The sequence below is a fragment of the Paraflavitalea devenefica genome (assembly GCF_011759375.1).
Lineage (GTDB): Bacteria > Bacteroidota > Bacteroidia > Chitinophagales > Chitinophagaceae > Paraflavitalea > Paraflavitalea devenefica.
The window spans coordinates 247,263-265,156 of sequence record NZ_JAARML010000002.1; the positions used below are offsets into that span (position 1 = coordinate 247,263).

The following is a 17,894-nucleotide window of genomic DNA, read 5'->3' on the forward strand; positions in this document are numbered from 1 at the left end:
ACCAACCAATAAGAACCCCATAACCTCAATATCCCGTTTTGGCAACTAACAAAACTTATACAACCCCTGTATGGTGGATAGCCATCATTATTGTTATAAAAATAGGACTAACAGCTTTATTTATCATGGGAATACAGCGGGTACAGGCAATGAATGACGACTATCGAAATGCACAAATCGACAGGATTGTCATCAATCAACTCATTACCCAGGGCGTTTACATCGTCATATTATTGGCCGAAGTAATTACCTACTGGAAAATCCGTGAGCGGATCATCAAAAAGGGCCTCGTATGGGGACATATAATGGGATTGCTGACAGCATTTGTTATACTGCCGGTTGCTTTCATGCTTTACACCGCCTGGCTGACTATGAACAGCGGTGGGGGCGACGCTGGCAATAAACTGCGTATTGCTGGTACTTTCCAGACAGTGATGATATGGTCTGCATTAATAATTGGCCATACATGCTTTGTAATGGTATTGATCGATGCCTTTAAAAAGCACCCCGAGCCTGAACTGGAACAACCCGCACCCGATAGCCCGGATATCCTGAATGATTACGCGTAATCCCAGGTGCCTCACTGCCCGGGAAGCAATTACTTTTTCAGCCGTACATTTGCCGGATTAATCAATAGCATTTGAACTTACCACCCGCATTACTAAATTCCCTCGAAGGGATTAAGGGATACAACCGCGCATCGTTCGAAGCCGTGCACCATTCCGGTGAACAGGTCACCTCTATCCGCTTTAACCCTCAAAGGCCCCACTCGCCACTCACCATTCACTACTCGCCGATTCCCTGGACCTCCCATGGCTACTACCTTTCCGAACGCCCTTCCTTCACCTTCGATCCTGCCTTCCACGGCGGATTATACTACGTGCAGGAAGCTTCCAGCATGTTCCTCGAACAGGCGCTGAAACAGACCACTGATCTGTCTAAAGATATGCGTGTGCTCGATCTCTGCGCAGCGCCGGGTGGTAAATCCACGCTCATCCAGTCGCTCATCACGCCCAATAGCTTGCTGGTAAGTAATGATGTCATCAAATCAAGGGCGGCCATCCTCGAAGAGAACCTGACCAAGTGGGGCGCCGCCAACGTCATCGTTACCAACAATGATCCCGCCCATTTCGCCAAACTGGAGAACTTTTTTGATGTCCTCGTCATTGATGCGCCCTGCAGTGGCAGCGGCTTATTCCGGCGCGATGAAGAGGCCATTGCCGAGTGGAGCGAACAAAACGTACAGCTTTGCTGCCAGCGCCAGCAGCGCATACTGGCCGATAGCTTTGGCGCACTCAAAGAAGGCGGCGTGCTCATCTATTCCACCTGTTCTTATTCAAGAGAAGAAGATGAAGCGATAGTAGACTGGTTGCTGCAGGAATTTGACCTCGAAAGCCTGCCCCTGCAAACACAACCGGATTGGGGCATTATAGAAACCACCAGTGAAAAAGGAAAGGGATATGGTTATCGTTTCTTCCCCGATAAAGTGAAGGGAGAGGGGCTTTTCCTCGCCTGCTTGCGCAAACAGACCGGCACGGGCACAACGGTGCGTGCACCTAAAAAATCAAAATGGCAAAAACTGTCCAAAACAGAAGCAGCCATCATCCAACCCTGGCTCAAAAAAGAGGCGCCCGTACAACTATGGAAGCAGGGTGATATGATCATTGCCTTTCCAACTGCCCTGGAGGAAGAGCTGTTCATCCTGTCCGACCACCTTTACCTGCGCAAAGCCGGTATAATAATTGGTAAAATAGCAGGGAATACCCTGGTACCCGATCATGCCCTGGCGCTCAGCAACCTCCTGTCGGAAAATATTGTTGCGGTATCGTTAAAAAAAGAAGCCGCATTACAATATTTGCGGAGGGAAGAAGTTAAAATAACAACCGCTCATACAGGCTGGACATTGGTATACTATGAAGGAATTGCCTTGGGTTGGATCAAAGTTTTACACAATCGTATCAACAACTACTATCCGTCGGCATGGCGTATATTGAAAAGTAGTAACAATTGAAAATATTCCACATCTTTGCACCGTGATGAAATTCATGTCTATGTTGAAAATCAAAGTATTACTTCTTGTATTCGTATTCCTGGCAGGCACGGTAAGCGCACAACAGCTCAAAGTGCAGGGTGTATCGCCCGCGCTCTACCTCACGCACACCGTGGCAGCCAAAGAAACCTGGTATAGTATAGGTCGTTTATACAATGTAAGTCCTAAAGAAATTGCACCGCTCAACAACAGCAGTATAGACAAGCCCCTGGCGATCGGGCAGGCATTAAAAATACCGCTCACCACCAACCTGTCGGTAGATGGAACAAAAGCGGCTGATGAAGTATTTGTACCGCTGTACCATACTGTACAGGAAAAAGAATGGTTATACCGCATCAGCCAGAATCACCACAAAGTGCCGGTGGCCAACCTGGAAAAATGGAACAACATCACCAACGACCAGTTAAAGCCCGGCATGAACCTCATTGTAGGTTACCTGAAAGTAAAGCAGGGCCAGAGCGCACTGGCTGCTTCCGGTACCAATAAAATCGTGGCAGTAACGGCAGCGCCGCCGGTGGCCAAAACTGAACCGGTAAAAGAAGAACCGAAAAAAGAAACACCGGTTACCGTGTCCAATCCTGCTGCAACCACCACCAATCCGCCGGCATCGGCCACGAAGGAACCCACTGCCGGTACAGTCAAAACAGAAGAGCCTAAAACGGGGGCTGTTACGCCGGTAAAGCCTGCCACAACGCCGGCCACTACACCGGCGGCTACTACCACTACAACAACGCCTGCTGCTACTACCTCAACAACCAATAACAACCCACCCGCGAATACCAACTTCAAAGGAGGCTATTTCAGGTCGCAGTATGGAGAGTCGGGTAAAAACACGGCGGGCAATGCCGGTATCTTCAGGAGTACCAGTGGTTGGAAAGATGGTAAATACTATGCGCTCATGAACAATGTGCCTGTGGGTACCATCATCAAAATTACCTTTACCACTACGCAGAAGACCATTTATGCCAAAGTGCTGGGCCAGTTGCCGGAAATGAAAGAAAGCATCGGCCTCATGGTCCGCCTCAGCGACGCCGCCGCTTCTGAACTCGGCGCCGAGAACGCCAAATTTTATGTAGATGTGAAATACTAAACTAAAACCTGTATCCTCTGAGGAACTCCTCAATCGTCATCCTTTTCTTCCCCTCCAATTGTAGATCCAGCACATGGATATAACCATCTGCACAGGCAAACTTCAGGTACGTCTTCCCGTTCGTATCCGCTGTGCCGATAGGAATAGTAGGGGGCGCGATCTCTTTCTTAGAGTGGTATATCTTCAACACCTTATCCTGCAGGTACGTAAATGCACCAGGGTAAGGCGATAGTCCGCGGATAAGATTATGTATTTCAAAGGACGTCTTATGCCAGTCTATCTTACACGTCTCCGTAAAGATCTTCGGTGCATGTTTAAGAATAGTTGTTGCTTCATCGCCGCTTGTCCGGTTGTCGGTATCAATGATCGGCTTCGGTGTTCCGGCTTCAGACTTCAGGATTCCTGCCTGCGGTTGCTCCTCAATCGTCCCTGTCACCAGTCCTTCTACGGTTTTCACCAGCAACTTGGCGCCTACTTCTTTCATATAATCGTGTACATCGCCGGCGGTGTCATCTTCCCCGATGGCAAAACTGTTCTGTAATAAAATATTGCCCGTGTCTATTTCATGTTGCAGCTTGAAAGTGGTAACACCGGTTTCTATTTCTCCGTTGATCACGGCCCAGTTGATGGGCGCGGCGCCACGGTATTGGGGCAGCAAAGAGCCATGCAGGTTGATCGTGCCCAGGGGGGGCATATTCCATACCACTTCAGGCAGCATCCGGAAGGCGACGACCACCTGCAGGTCGGCCCGCAGGGACTGCAGGGCTTCCAGGAAAGCAGGGTCTTTCAGCTTCACCGGTTGCAGCAGGTGCAGGCCATTGGTCGCAGCATATTGCTTGACGGCACTTTCATTCAGTTTCATGCCCCGTCCGGCCGGTTTGTCCGGCGCCGTTACCACGCCTACAATGCGCGCACCCGCTTTCACCAACGCATCCAGCGAAGCTACCGCAAACTCCGGCGTACCCATAAATACGATCCTTGTATCCTTTAGCTGATCATTCATCATCATTACTATTATTGCATTAATCTGTTAATGGACATCCGTTAATCTACAGTAACCTTACTTTCCCCGCAGTGTCTCCCGAAGGGGACGCTGCGGCTTAAAAAAACGCCTCTCTCGCCTTTGTCATTTCGAACCCGCCATATGTCCCTGCCTTATCAGCAAGCAATGCGGGTGAGAAATCTGCCTGCGAGGCAAACGCTTCGACGCAAACGCAAACCGAAGCAAACGCCCTCGTTGCCTCAATGCCTTGTTGCCTTTATTCAAAATCCTCATAAATCAAATACTTCTTCCTGATCTCCTTAAACGCCTGCAACCCCGGCTCCCAACTCTGGCGTATCGCTTCTTCAGATTTCCCCTCCTTCACCTGTCGCATCAGCAGATCATTCCCCGCCAGCTTATTGAAAAAATTATGCTGAAGGAAGAAAGAATCTTTGCGCGGGAATAGTTTATAAGCTTCCAGCAGGTACTTGATCTGTACCCGGTTATTCACCCTGGCCAGTACTTCCGCGGGCTGACCGCTCAGGTCCCAGCCATAACAAACCTGGTCCTTCAGCTTGGGATGCGTAGCGCCCGGCTTACTGAGCGGAGTAAACGAAACAAGATGCTTGGGCAGGGAAGGGTGGCCAAACAACTGGAAAGGCTTCTCCGTTCCCCGGCCTTCACTCAGCACAGTGCCTTCAAAAAAACAGGTGGAGGGATACCAGTAAATAGATTGAATATTGGGCAGGTTGGGAGAGGGCTTTACCGGCAACACATACTTACTGGTGTGGGTATAATGACTGCAGGGAATAATTGTCAGGGAAAATGTTTTAGCGCTGGTAGGTGCCCGCCTTCTTTCCATGGCTGCCCGTTCGGGGGAGGAGGGGATATTGATCGGGGCGGTAACAGGTTTGCTCAGCCATTGTTCGCCGGCCAGCATATAGGCATACTCCCCGATCGTCATACCATATACAATAGGCACAGGCTGCATGCCTACAAACGACCGGAAAGCAGTATCCAGTACCGGGCCATCTACATAAAACCCATTGGGATTGGGACGGTCAAGTACAATAAGCGGCTTATTGTTTTCAATAGCCGCCTCCATATACTCCTGCAGGGAAGAAATATAAGTATAAAAGCGGGTGCCCACATCCTGGATATCAAACAGCAGGATATCGGCGTGCTGAAGATCATCGGCCGAAGGGCGGTGCTTACTGCCATACAGCGATACCACCGGGATACCGGTCTGCGCATCTGTATAATTGCCTACTTTTTCACCCGCGTCAGCGGTGCCCCGGAAACCATGTTCAGGGCCAAAGATCACCGTGATAGTAACACCCTTTTCTTTTAGTACGTCAACGATATTCCGGTTACCAATAACAGAGGTATGATTGGCAAAAACAGCCACGCGTTTCCCTTGCAGCCGGGGCAGGTATTGGTCCAGTCTTTCCGCACCCGTGATAATGCCCGATGCCAGCCTCAGATTGCTGTCCCCGGACTTCCGACCTCGGACTTCCGACTTCAGACTTCGCACTTGAGTAACAGCGCCAAGACCCAGCGCACTTACCATCAAAAGGAGAAGAATTCGACCCATAGTCTTAAGTAATTGAAATTCAAAGATAGCTATTGTTACCCTTGCAAGACGCTGCCTGCCACATCCCCGTTGCCTCATGCTTGCAACCGGGTATCCGCCGGCCTATTTATAACCTAAAATTAATCCGGTTGTATAAATCGCGGCAGCAACCCGGAACTCCCAACCCGAAACCCGAAATTCCATGCTGGTCTGGTTTTTTTCCCGTTACTTTGCCCGGAGTGACCGGTCTTTTTTCTTGTCGTGCCTGATTAGAAACGAGGTGGTGACTGCCGTTTTAAAACATTCTAAAAACAATTTTCTGATGCAACAAGCAAAAGCGGGTGATACTGTAAAAGTGCACTATCATGGCCGGTTAACTGATGGAACTACTTTCGACTCTTCTGAAGGTCGTGAGCCCCTCGAATTTGAAGTAGGAAGTGGTGCGGTGATTGCGGGGTTCGACAATGGCGTAACTGGTATGTCAGTAGGTGAAAAAAGGACCATCCAGATACCGGTTGAGCAGGCCTATGGCCCTAAGGACCCCGGCATGCTGGTAGAGTTCCCCAAAAGCAACTTCCCGGAAGACATGGCCCCCGAGCTGGGCATGCGCCTCAACATGACCAATGGTTCCGGACAAGTAATCCCCGTTGTGATCACCGACGTAAAGGAAGACACAGTCATCCTCGACGCCAACCATCCCCTGGCCGGTGAAGACCTCATTTTCGACATCGAACTCGTATCCATCGGTGGCGGTGCTTCCCGCATCATAATGCCTTGATTTTCTGTGCAGGAAACTGCATTTTATCATAGTAAAAGCCCGGTATGAACTTACCGGGCTTTTTTATATTTTGGCCCCAAAGTTTATACCCTATGAAACGCATGTACGCCACTATCCTTGTATTCTTTTTTGTAGTAAGTGCGCAGTTCACCAGCGCCCAGGAATCCGATTCGGCCATTGCCGCCCGCAATGCGCTCCAGTATGCAGATAAAATCGTGAAGGCTAATTTTTACCAGGATTGGAAGAGCTACCTCGACCTCTCCTGCTATTCCGCCATAAAATACTACGGCGGCCCCGAACAGTTTAAGGAACATATAGTGATGATCTACTTCCGCAATGAGCCCAAACTGGAAGAGAAACCCGAAACCCTGCGTATGCTCGAGTTAAGGAATGACTTTGACCAATGGCAATGTGTGATAGAAAAAGTGCGCAATACCTTTCTCAACGACAAAAAGGCCATTGTCTATACCTACCTCATAGGACAGTCGCTCGATGCCGGTGTTACCTGGAAATTCATTGATGTCAGCCACAATAAGGTGGAAAACGTAGTACCTATCCTGCCTACTGTTTTTACAGACCTGACCATACCGCCAGGCAAGACAGTTTTCCCGGATGAGGTAGCCGCACAGGCCGCTGCCGAAGAAGAAGCTGCCGCCAAAGCGCCCGTCAAAAAGAAAGCTACCAAAAAACGCTAATCAACCTCTTTATCATAGTAGTAGTTAGATGGTCGGTCCCGCTTCGGCGGGGCTTTTTTATTTCTTGTCCCACCACCTTCTATACCCACCAAACACCAGGCCCAGCACCAGCAACCCCGTCGCCACCACCGATCCCTCAAACCCAAATGCCCCGCCGGTAAGCAGCTCATCCCCCTTACGCTCCATATGCCAGATGCTTTCCAGGCCAAACCCGCTTACCTCATAGCCCAATACCGCTCCCTGGAAAAAATTCCAGCTAAAATGAAAAAACAGGGAAAACCACAGGTTACGTGTATAAATATAATTAATGCCCAGCAGCAGGCCGCCCGCCAGTAAATTCACCAGGGCAATGGGATGCAGGTGGGCATTACCCAGGTGGGTAAGGGTAAACAGCAATGCCGAGGCCCCCAGCGCCGGCCATTTGTCCAGCGACGACAACAAATTATTCAATATATATCCCCGGAATACCAGTTCCTCACTCAGGGCCGTAAACAGGAACAACACCAGCCCGGTGGCAATGGCGCCTGCATCCAGGCGGGTGTCTGTCCAACTAATAGCGTGCAGGGAGAACAGGACCAGGGAGCCTATGCCCAGCAATACAGGCCCCAGCAGGAAACCCGCCCAGGCGTCGCGCTGATGGCCTTTCCAGGCAAATCCCATACTAAAAACCGGCTGCCGGTCTATAAAACGGCGGAACAGCAGCGTGGTGGCGATAGCGAGTACCCCGCTTACCACCAGCACCAGGGCATTCAAAGTGGGATCATGGATGATCGTTTCCACAGGAGTGCCTGCGTTGCGCAAGGCCCACACAGCGCCGGCGATAGCGCCGGTAAGAAAATAAATACCGATATACACGATAAAAAGAACGAGTGCGCGTACCCAGCCTTGTTGAATAACGGGCGGGGGGGTATTGGTGAATGCCATAATAATATATCTTGCCAAAAATACAATGGCATGTTCGATAATTACCAGTTTACTGTCCGGGAAAAATTTATAAGCTACGTGCAGATAGATACGCAGAGCGATCCCCAGTCCAAAACCTTCCCTTCTACCGAAAAACAAAAAACACTGGGCCGCTTGCTGGTGCAGGAACTGCAGCAGATGGGCCTGGCCGATGCCCACCTCGATGAACAGGGTTATGTATATGCCACCATCCCCGCCAATACCGGTAAACAGGTGCCGGTGATCTGTTTCTGTGCGCACATGGATACAGCGCCCGATTGCACCGGCACAGGGGTGAAGCCCATCATACACCACAACTATGATGGCGGCGATATCGTACTGCCCGATGATCCCACGCAGGTCATTTCACCAGCCGATCATCCTTACCTGCGTAAAAAAACAGGAGAGGATATTATTACTGCTTCCGGCACTACCTTGCTGGGTGCGGATGACAAGGCCGGCGTAGCAGTCATCATGGACATGGCCAATTACCTGTTAACCCATCCGGAACTCAAGCATGGTACCATCAAAATACTATTTACGCCCGATGAGGAAGTAGGGCGTGGAGTGGATAGGATAGACCTCCAAAAACTGGGGGCCGACTTCGGCTATACCCTTGATGGCGGTGAGCGTGGATCATTTGAAGACGAGACCTTTTCGGCCGATGCGGTCACCATCACCTTCCATGGCATCAGCGCCCATCCCGGTTATGCCAAAGACAAACTCGTCAATGCCATCAAAGTGGCGTCTTACTTTATTGATCTGCTGCCCAAAGATGCCTGGTCGCCCGAAACCACGGAAGACCGCTATGGTTTTGTGCACCCCGTACACATCCAGGGCATTGCAGAAAAAGTAACGGTGGAATTCATCATCCGCGACTTCTATACCCATAAACTGGTCGCCTATGAAAACTCCCTGCGCGATGAACTGGAATATGCCTTAAAGAAATTCCCCGGCGCCAAAGCCGACTTCGTCGTGAAAGAGCAGTACCGCAACATGAAAGAAGTGCTCGACAATCATCCGCAGGTATCGGAATACGCAAAAGAAGCCATTACGAGGGCCGGCGTAGCCGTCATTGAAATGAGCGCCCGCGGCGGCACGGATGGCTCAAGACTTTCCTTTATGGGCCTGCCCTGTCCCAACCTCTTTACCGGCGAAATGGCCTTCCACGGCAAGCATGAATACGTAAGTGTGCAGGACATGCAAAAGAGCGTTGAAACAATAATTCACCTCGCAGCTATCTGGGAAGAAAAGGCGTAAATTACAGTCCAACCCAACCTTTTATCCTTTCAGCCCGTCAGTAAAAGTGCTGGTGCCTGAAAACGTTTAATTTCCCCGCAGTCTCCCGTAGAGCTTGTCCCGCGATAGCGGGAGGACGCTGCGGCCTCAGTAACGTTACACCCTTCGTTGTCGTTTCGAACGCAGCGCAGCGGAGTGAGAAATCTGGTATCGAAGCAAACGTACCCGCAACTACCCGCATCATGCGAAACGCCATACTCCTCATATTAACCCTTTCTTCCTGGTGCGCCTCCGCCCAAAACCTCATTCCCAACGGCGGCTTCGAGGACGAGAACATCTGTGTGGAGTACAACCAGAACTGTGCGCCTGAAGCCTGGATCGCCAATTCCCTTTGGGCCAACTATTACTACTACACCCCCGGCAAGGCCTATGACGGATCACACTTTGTCGGTCTCTCTGCAGGCGATGCTTACCAGAAAGCTGCACACAACTTCATCCGCACGCGTTTACTCTGCGGATTGCAGGCAGGCCACCAATACCAGTTGGAATTTTGGGTGCGTTCACGGCACGATATACTCGACAGCATAGGCGTCTACTTCAGCCCGGGCGATTTCTTATTTGAGAAGCGCGACTTCAAGCAACTACAACCCCAGCTATGGGCCACCAATACGCTCGATACCTTATACCAGGACCCCAATCGCTGGCAAAAAGTGCGGCTCATCTATACCGCCGCCGGCAATGAAGGCTACATCACCATTGGCAGCTTTAATCGCAAGGAGTATACATTCAGGGGATTGCCGGATTTCAAGCGGGAATACTACTTCTTCCTCGATGCCGTATCGCTCATTCCGCTGGATAAAAAAGAGCAGCTATGTCCGCAGGCGGACAGTATAAAAAAAGACATCTATATCGAAAACCCGCGCCATGACTTCCTCAAGCGCCTGGTATACATCAATTCCCGTAATCCGCCGGCGGTGAAGCCATTACCCAAGACCGTTACCGTCGCACGGGTCATGCCTCCCCCGCAGCACATAGATACCCTCATCATACCGGATATCTTCTTCAATACGGCCAGTTACCAGTTATCGCCCAAAAGCTATGGCCTGCTGGATAGCTTTACCAACAAGCTCCGCACCTTCACCATTGATTCGGTTGTCATTGAAGGGCATACCGACAGTGTGGGCACACTCACATACAACGAAGCCTTATCCCGCAACCGTGCCAATGCTGTCAAAGGATACATTGCCGGCAAACTACCACCCAACAAAACCACCTTCACCAGCCGTGGCTTTGCCTTCTTCAAACCCGTCCGCAGCAACCGCACGCCCGCCGGCCGCCAGCAAAACAGAAGAGTAGAGATCTATGTATACCGGAAAGTATAACCCATAACGGATACCAGGGCTGATCGCCGGGAACAAAATATATTTCCACTTATTGGGGGAATGAGCTAATTTATTGCCTATAACTGCCAAAACGCTTACTGTATGCGGATAGCTCATATTACAGACCTCCATTATTCTACAGAGAAAAGCACCTATGATTATAGGAAATTGCTCACTGCGCTCATGGAAAGCCTGCAGCAGGAGCATGCAGAAAAAAAGATCGATCTGGTATTCATCACCGGAGATCTCCTGGATAAAGCAGGAAAGGTTTTTGGCGCAGAAGATGGGTATAAAATACTGGAAGAAAAAATATTGAATAAATTAATGGCTGATCTGGGATTGAGCCGCGGCCGGATCATAATAATCCCGGGTAATCATGATGTGAAAATGGGTGACGATGAGCAACTCAACCTGCTGCAGGGATTTCGTAGTAATACCGACGTAAAAAGTATCAACATCATTGCCGACCGCTATAGTTGCCTGTTGGATACTGAAGAAAAAGGAAAAAAACTATTTCCCAACCTGGAGGCCTATAAAAACTTTGAAAAAAGATTTTATAAAGACTTCCCGGGTAAAAATGGGTTGGAAAGAAAACTCATCACGGGCATGGAGAGCTGTTTTGTATTGGATTTCAACGGTGCAAAGATCGGAATAGGTGCTTTTAACAGCGCCTGGTCATGCCACCCGGAGTTGGACAGGGAAATAAAACCGGGTGAGGACGCTTCCAGGGAAAGATGGAAGCACATTACTTTCGGGACCCATCAGATCCAGCGTGCAACAGATTTCTTTAATGATGAAACGGATTTCAACATTGCTTTGATCCATCATCCTGTTACACCGGAATTTTATGGAGCTGCCGAGGAAATAGAGATCGCCAGGGAACTAAGCAGGAACAGATTCTTTATGCTTTTTTGTGGACATACCCACCGGATCAGGGATAGGCGTATTTCAACACAGGGATATGATCATTACCTCATCACTACCCGTTCTACCTTCAACGATCCGGAGATCAAGCAGGAAGAATACAAATCGGGTTTTTCGTTGGTCGATATCACCTGGTCTTCGGATACGCATATCAATATAACCAGGCACTATAAAAAATACTTTCGCTTTCCGGGTAAGTTTGGATTTGACCAGGAGGAATCATATGATGGGAAAAGCACCCAGGAATTAAACACCAAAGACATCGGTAAAACATTTATTGAATACTTAAAGAAAGAAGATCCGTTATATGATCCTAAGCGCAAAGTGTTATTTGACACCATCAATGGGGCTACCCGGCAATACCTGAATAGCCAGAACTCCTATGTTACGGATCTTGCACTAAAAAAATTGATTGATAAGCTGTTGCCTGCTACCAACCGTTCTTTCCACATCAGACAGCATTTTAAATTGAACATAACCATTGAATACATAGATGATGAATACTATTCCCTGGTAGATGGCCAAAGCTATACCATTGTGCCGAATGGAAATGACCCTGTTATGTTCCATACCTATACCTATGTAGATCTGGATGCCAATAAAAAAGATAAAAGTAAAGTAGAGATCAGGAGCCTGGTCATCGACGGGGAAGAATACAGGGATAAATACAGCAAAGTACCTCACGATTCGTCAGGAGAGGATATTCCATTGTACCGGGATACCTATACCTTTGATAAAACACTGGAAGGAAAAAATAAATATGAAGTAAGCAGGGAATTACATGCTGTCAATTCCTTAAAGCTGAACAAAGCCTGGAAGATCGAAGTGGTAAATATCTACTATGATTATGAGATCACCATTTCCAATCCGGGTAAAAAGTACCTGGTGGAAGTGTTCAATATCGAAAGCGGGAAGAATGCTTCCAACCTCGACGATGATGGGAATATTAATGATAAACCGATCATAATCAAAGAGAAAGAGGGTATTCTGACGCCTGGCGACACGATTTTGATTGTCGTTAATTTATACTAACTTTACATTAAATCACAGATTATGAAACACATCACTTGTGTAGGAGGTTCCGGGAAGTTTTAATGGACCTCCTTTTTTTCTACAATTGCCTGCACAATCTTCTCCGCATGCTCCCTCGAGTTTTCAATAAACCACACATGCGTATTCATTCCCCCACATACTACCCCCGCTAAATACACATTAGGCAGGTTTGACTCCATCGTATCGGGATTATACGTAGGTTGAAGCAGTGCATCATCCGACAACTGAATACCCACCCGGCGCAGGAAATCAAAATTGGGTTGATAACCCGTCAGCGCAATCACATAATCATTGGCAATCGTCACCACACCATCAGGAGTATCAATATCCACCTCTTGTTCCCGGATAGCCTTCAACGTAGCATTGAAATATGCCTTAATGCTGCCTTCCTTAATGCGGTTCTCCATATCGGGCTTTACCCAGTACTTCACACGGTCACCGATCTTCTCTTTGCGTACCACCATTGTTACTTCCGCACCTTTACGCCAGGTTTCCAGGGCTGCATCCACAGCCGAATTGCTGGCGCCCACCACGATCACCTTTTGCAGGGCATAAAAATGCCCTTCCTTATAATAGTGTACAACCTTGGGCAATTCTTCACCGGGTACATTCAACCGGATGGGTATATCATAAAAGCCTGTAGCAATAATAATATGGCTGGCGGTATACGAAGCGTGTGAAGTATGTACGGTGTATTGATCACCTGTTCTTGTAATATCCTTCACGCCTTCCTGCAGGTGAATGTGCAGGTGGTTCGATAGCGTTACCCGCCGGTAATACTCCAGTGCTTCGGGCCGGGTAGGCTTTACATTATTCGATACGAAAGGAATGCCCCCGATCTCCAGCCTTTCCGAAGTAGAGAAAAAAGTCATATTCAGGGGGTAATTGAACAAAGAATTGGTCAGACAACCCTTTTCAAGAATAAGATAATCCAGTCCCGCTTTCTTAGCGGCCAGTCCACAGGCAATCCCGATAGGGCCGCCACCGACAATGATCAATGTATAATGTTGGGTCATATTTCAATAAGAAAGCGGCAAAGTTAAACGATAATCATCGCTTTTACCTCAGTCGCCAGCCTCCGGCTGGTGACGCCTATTTCAAAGCCTCCGGCTTTGCTACTGCACTTTTCCCAAAAAGCAGTACTTTCAGCAAAATATTCAATCTATGGAACTCTTGCAATCCTATTGGTGGATAATTCTCGTCATACTCATCCTCTTTGCAGGACTCAAAACCATCAACCAGGGTTTTGTGGGCGTGGTGACCATGTTTGGTAAATACCAGCGTGTAGTGCGTCCCGGCCTCAACCTGCTCATCCCTTTCCTGGAGCGGATAGCCAAACGCGTAAGTATACAGAACCGTTCCGTAGAAATGGAGTTCCAGGCAGTAACAGCCGACCAGGCCAACGTATACTTCAAAAGCATGCTGCTCTATGCAGTGCAGAATGCAGATGAGGAAACAATCAAAAAAGTCGCTTTTAAATTCCTCAGTGAGCGCGATCTCATGCAGGCGCTTACCCGCACCATTGAAGGTACCATCCGTTCCTTTGTGGCCACCAAAAGGCAGGCAGAAATATTGGCCCTGCGCAAGGACCTCGTAGAATATGTGAAAGAGCAGATCGATCAATTACTGGAAACCTGGGGTTATCACCTGCTCGACCTGCAGATCAATGACATCACCTTCGACCAGGCCATCATGGACTCCATGAGCAGGGTAGTGGCCAGCAACAACCTCAAAGCGGCAGCCGAAAATGAAGGCCAGGCCCTTTTGATCACCAAGACCAAATCGGCAGAAGCGGAAGGCAATGCCATCAAAATTGCGGCAGAAGCAGAACGCCAGGCAGCCCAACTGCGCGGACAGGGCGTGGCCCTCTTCCGTGAAGAAGTGGCCAAAGGGATGAGTCATGCGGCCGAACAAATGAAGCAGGCCAACCTCGATACCAATGTCATCTTATTCAGTATGTGGACCGAAGCCGTGAAAAACTTTGCCGAATACGGCAAAGGCAACGTCATCTTTCTCGATGGCAGCCCCGATGGCATGGAAAACACCTTACGGCAGATCCAGGCCATGATGATCAAGAAAGCAGGAACGTAAAACCCGGGCGCTCTGCGGGACTTGCAGTCCCGCAGCACTATTACAGGGCCTTTGGCCCTATCGAAGTAAGTGATACCCCTTTATTCACAATCTTTTAAGAAATATTAACGGCTTAAAAACGTTTTAGGCACACATTTGATACATTTACACCATTAAAACAATACTGGATGAATTGGTTTTTTCTTCAGGTTACCAATCCCGCTACTTCTGCAGCCGACTCTATAAGACAAGTGATGGGTAGTACTGCTTCTTCCGCGCCCTCCATGAATGTCATGGACATGCTGGCGCATGGCGGCCCGCTCATGATCCCCTTGGGTATCTTACTGGTATTGGCGGTCTTCTTCTTCTTTGAGCGCCTCATCGCCATCCGCAAGGCCAGCAACATTGATCCCAACTTCATGAACATCATCCGCGATAACGTGTTCAGTGGCAACGTGTCTGCTGCACGCAGCCTGGCCAAAAATACCACTAATCCGGTAGCCCGGATGATTGATAAAGGGTTGCAGCGCATTGGCAAGCCCATCGACGCCATTGAAAAGAGCATGGAAAATGTGGGCAAACTGGAGATCTACAAAATGGAGCGCAACCTCTCCATGCTTTCACTGGTATACGGTATTGCGCCGATGTTCGGGTTCCTCGGTACCATCTTCGGGATGCTGCAATTGTTCTACAACATCAATGCTTCCGGCGACTTCACCCCGGCCCAGATCGCAGGCGGTATCTATACCAAAATGATCACCTCGGCCAGTGGACTCATCATCGGCCTGCTGGCTTATGTAGGTTACAACTTTCTCAATGCGCAGATCGACAAAAATGTGAACAGGATGGAAGTAGCAAGCGCCGAATTCATTGACATCCTCCAGGAACCAACGCGCTAATGGCTGACCTCGGACTTCTGACTTCAGACCTCCGGCTTCAGGTTCTAAACATTGAACAGGAAACTAACAATAGCACCCGGTGCTCTATATAGAAAAACATTCTGATCATGAATTTAAGAAACAGGTTAAGATCACATCCGGAGTTACATGCAGGAGCCTTGAATGACATCCTGTTCATCCTCCTGTTCTTCTTCCTGATCGTTTCCACCATTGCCAATCCCAACATTGTAAAAGTCAACAATCCGCGGGGCACAAAAGATACCAAGGCCAAGCAGCATATTACCGTATCTATCGACAATACCCAGCAATTCTACATCGGTACCAAAAGAATTGACCCTCTTGTATTTGATACCTTGCTGCGGGCAGAGATCGCCAAATTCAAATTGTCCGTTGATACACCCGTAGTAGTCGTCAATGCCGATACCACCGCCTACTGGGGCGAGATCTTCCGCATCATGCGCGTCTCCAAAAGCGTCGGCGCCAAAGTCGTAGCAAATGTGAAATAACGACTGATAACATTCCTTTCTTTGGTTGTCATTTCGAACCCGCCATATGCACCCTGCTTCATCAGCAAGCCAAGCGGGTGAGAAATCTGCTTGCGACGCAAAAGCATCAAAGCAAACCTCTGCCTGGCGCAAGTATGCAGCCTGGCTAAGCGTGCAGGGTACTTGTGCCAATTAATCCCAGCCGCCTCCCAATATTCGAACTAAACTTCCCTTCAGGATCATACTTCCGCTTTACCGCCACCCACTCCTCATACTGTGGATACATCGCCTTAAACATCGTTTCCGTCAGCAACGCATCCTTGCCCAGGTAAAGGCGGCCACCAGCCGCGAGCACCTTCGCATCCAGTTTAGGCGTAAACGCAAACAATGCTTTACTAACCGGAAAATCAATCGCCAGCGTATATCCTTTAAATGGGAAGGAGAGGATACCCTGTCCTTCGCCCATACGTTTAAACACATTCAGGAAAGGTGTGCAGCCGCTCTGCGCGATCATTGTCAGGATCTCGGCCAGGTGCTGACGGCCATTCGTTTCGGGTATTACAAACTGGTATTGTACAAATCCGCGCTTGCCATAACCCCGGTTCCAGTGATGGATGGCATCGAGCGGGAAGAAAAACTTTTCATAATGGATAAATGTCTTTGAAGAGTTCTGCACAAAAGCGATCACCCGGTTCAGCACCCGCACCGTAACATTATTGAGGGTAAATGAAGGCAGGAAAAAAGGTACCGTCAGCTTGCTGTTCTTGTGCAGCTTCAGCGGTTCTTTACGGAGGGAAGGAGGCAGGTCGGCAAGTTGAGCTGCATTGCCCAGTGTCAGTACGCCGCTGCCCAGCTTGGGACCTTTCGCCAGGGCATCTATCCAGGCTACAGAATAATTATAGTCGGCATCATAACTGTCCAGCGCTTCCAGCATATGATCAAGGTCCCTGATCTTAATAGACTGTTGTTTGAAATACGTCGTCTCTACCTTGCGCAATTGCAACCGGGCGGTAAGGATCACGCCCAGCAGGCCCAGTCCGCCGAAATTCGCCTGAAACAGATCGGCATGTTCGGTACGGGAAGCGGTGAGCACACGGCCATCAGCCAGCAGGATCGTGAAAGAGAGCACGCAATTGGCAAAAGAGCCATCAATATGATGCGCCTTGCCATGGATATCATTGGCAATAGCGCCACCGATCGTTACGAACTTGGTACCGGGACAAATCATGGGCAGCCATCCCCGCGGCGCGAACACGGTAATAATCTCTTCCAGGCTCACCCCTGCCTCGCATTCCAGTATTCCTTCGGCCGCATCCCAGGCCAGGAAACGGTTCAGCTTCGTGCAATCGCCCACATAACAATGGTCATTTACTGCCTGATCGCCATAACTCCGGCCCAGCCCGCGCGCGATCAGCGTGCCCCGTTCCAGGGCGCCGGCCACATCACCGGCATCACGCACCGGCAACACATACGATTCCGATACCGGGTAATTGCCCCATCCCGCCAGCTTTTCCTGCTTGTACAATGACATGAGCGATGGAATTAGATAGGGAATATATCACTTCTTACGCAGATTTCACCGCCCTTACCATGCGGTCTTTCCCCTGCAGGTCTTTTTTCAACACCACATCGGTAAATCCGCTCCCGGCAAAAAGGGCGGTGGTGGCAGGGCCCAGGTCTTCATGGATTGTATTCCCCGCAGTGTCTCTCCTGCAGAGCCTTGTGCATGGCG

At 49.3% G+C, this 17,894-nt stretch carries 16 protein-coding genes; 11 read left to right on the forward strand and 5 right to left on the reverse strand.

What is annotated here, in order from left to right; translation table 11 throughout:
- Positions 1-38: 38 nt before the first annotated feature.
- From HB364_RS10560 to HB364_RS10570, 3 genes are all read left to right on the forward strand, one after another.
- Positions 39-569, forward strand: coding sequence for a hypothetical protein (locus HB364_RS10560; protein ID WP_167287952.1), 531 nt, complete (start codon positions 39-41; stop codon positions 567-569).
- Between the two features lie 71 nt (positions 570-640).
- The gene (locus HB364_RS10565) at positions 641-2,011 is read left to right on the forward strand and encodes a methyltransferase RsmF C-terminal domain-like protein (protein WP_167287953.1); all 1,371 of its coding nucleotides are present in this window, start codon (positions 641-643) and stop codon (positions 2,009-2,011) included.
- A 40-nt stretch (positions 2,012-2,051) separates the two neighbouring features.
- Positions 2,052-3,140, forward strand: coding sequence for a LysM peptidoglycan-binding domain-containing protein (locus HB364_RS10570; protein WP_167287954.1), 1,089 nt, complete (start codon positions 2,052-2,054; stop codon positions 3,138-3,140).
- A 1-nt stretch (position 3,141) separates the two neighbouring features.
- On the opposite strand, the gene HB364_RS10575 is transcribed toward HB364_RS10570, so the two are convergent.
- Together HB364_RS10575 and HB364_RS10580 are read right to left on the reverse strand one after the other, a co-directional pair.
- A complete protein-coding gene (locus tag HB364_RS10575; RefSeq protein ID WP_246228466.1) occupies positions 3,142-4,143 on the reverse strand; it encodes a methionyl-tRNA formyltransferase in 1,002 nt (333 codons plus the stop codon).
- A 256-nt stretch (positions 4,144-4,399) separates the two neighbouring features.
- Positions 4,400-5,716: an exo-beta-N-acetylmuramidase NamZ family protein gene (locus HB364_RS10580; protein ID WP_167287955.1), complete on the reverse strand. Its 1,317-nt coding sequence runs from the start codon at positions 5,714-5,716 to the stop codon at positions 4,400-4,402.
- A gap of 301 nt (positions 5,717-6,017) precedes the next feature.
- Between HB364_RS10580 and HB364_RS10585 the strand changes: the two genes are divergently transcribed.
- Together HB364_RS10585 and HB364_RS10590 are read left to right on the forward strand one after the other, a co-directional pair.
- Positions 6,018-6,473: an FKBP-type peptidyl-prolyl cis-trans isomerase gene (locus HB364_RS10585; RefSeq protein ID WP_167287956.1), complete on the forward strand. Its 456-nt coding sequence runs from the start codon at positions 6,018-6,020 to the stop codon at positions 6,471-6,473.
- A gap of 92 nt (positions 6,474-6,565) precedes the next feature.
- Positions 6,566-7,168, forward strand: a complete 603-nt coding sequence (locus HB364_RS10590; RefSeq protein WP_167287957.1) for a hypothetical protein — start codon at positions 6,566-6,568, stop codon at positions 7,166-7,168.
- A 57-nt stretch (positions 7,169-7,225) separates the two neighbouring features.
- On the opposite strand, the gene HB364_RS10595 is transcribed toward HB364_RS10590, so the two are convergent.
- On the reverse strand, positions 7,226-8,092 hold the full coding sequence (locus HB364_RS10595) for a CPBP family intramembrane glutamic endopeptidase (protein ID WP_167287958.1): 867 nt from the start codon (positions 8,090-8,092) through the stop codon (positions 7,226-7,228).
- A gap of 30 nt (positions 8,093-8,122) precedes the next feature.
- On the opposite strand from HB364_RS10595, the gene pepT reads away from it, so the two are divergent.
- From pepT to HB364_RS10610, 3 genes are all read left to right on the forward strand, one after another.
- Positions 8,123-9,370 (forward strand): peptidase T, encoded by a 1,248-nt coding sequence (gene pepT, locus HB364_RS10600; protein ID WP_167287959.1) that lies wholly within the window; start codon positions 8,123-8,125, stop codon positions 9,368-9,370.
- Positions 9,371-9,591: 221 nt separating this feature from the next.
- The gene (locus tag HB364_RS10605) at positions 9,592-10,731 is read left to right on the forward strand and encodes an OmpA family protein (RefSeq protein WP_167287960.1); all 1,140 of its coding nucleotides are present in this window, start codon (positions 9,592-9,594) and stop codon (positions 10,729-10,731) included.
- Between the two features lie 102 nt (positions 10,732-10,833).
- On the forward strand, positions 10,834-12,687 hold the full coding sequence (locus HB364_RS10610; protein WP_167287961.1) for a metallophosphoesterase family protein: 1,854 nt from the start codon (positions 10,834-10,836) through the stop codon (positions 12,685-12,687).
- 59 nt (positions 12,688-12,746) lie between these two features.
- On the opposite strand, the gene HB364_RS10615 is transcribed toward HB364_RS10610, so the two are convergent.
- On the reverse strand, positions 12,747-13,724 hold the full coding sequence (locus tag HB364_RS10615; RefSeq protein ID WP_167287962.1) for a YpdA family putative bacillithiol disulfide reductase: 978 nt from the start codon (positions 13,722-13,724) through the stop codon (positions 12,747-12,749).
- A 148-nt stretch (positions 13,725-13,872) separates the two neighbouring features.
- On the opposite strand from HB364_RS10615, the gene HB364_RS10620 reads away from it, so the two are divergent.
- The 3 genes from HB364_RS10620 to HB364_RS10630 all read left to right on the forward strand — a co-directional run bounded on the left by HB364_RS10620 (position 13,873) and on the right by HB364_RS10630 (position 16,183).
- The gene (locus HB364_RS10620; RefSeq protein WP_167287963.1) at positions 13,873-14,799 is read left to right on the forward strand and encodes an SPFH domain-containing protein; all 927 of its coding nucleotides are present in this window, start codon (positions 13,873-13,875) and stop codon (positions 14,797-14,799) included.
- A gap of 167 nt (positions 14,800-14,966) precedes the next feature.
- Positions 14,967-15,677, forward strand: coding sequence for a MotA/TolQ/ExbB proton channel family protein (locus HB364_RS10625; RefSeq protein WP_167287964.1), 711 nt, complete (start codon positions 14,967-14,969; stop codon positions 15,675-15,677).
- A gap of 107 nt (positions 15,678-15,784) precedes the next feature.
- Positions 15,785-16,183 carry an ExbD/TolR family protein gene (locus HB364_RS10630; protein ID WP_167287965.1) on the forward strand — a complete coding sequence of 133 codons (399 nt, stop codon included), beginning with the start codon at positions 15,785-15,787 and terminating at the stop codon, positions 16,181-16,183.
- A 145-nt stretch (positions 16,184-16,328) separates the two neighbouring features.
- Here HB364_RS10630 and HB364_RS10635 read toward each other — a convergent pair whose 3' ends face one another.
- Positions 16,329-17,693 (reverse strand): FAD-binding oxidoreductase, encoded by a 1,365-nt coding sequence (locus tag HB364_RS10635; RefSeq protein WP_167287966.1) that lies wholly within the window; start codon positions 17,691-17,693, stop codon positions 16,329-16,331.
- Positions 17,694-17,894: the final 201 nt, after the last annotated feature.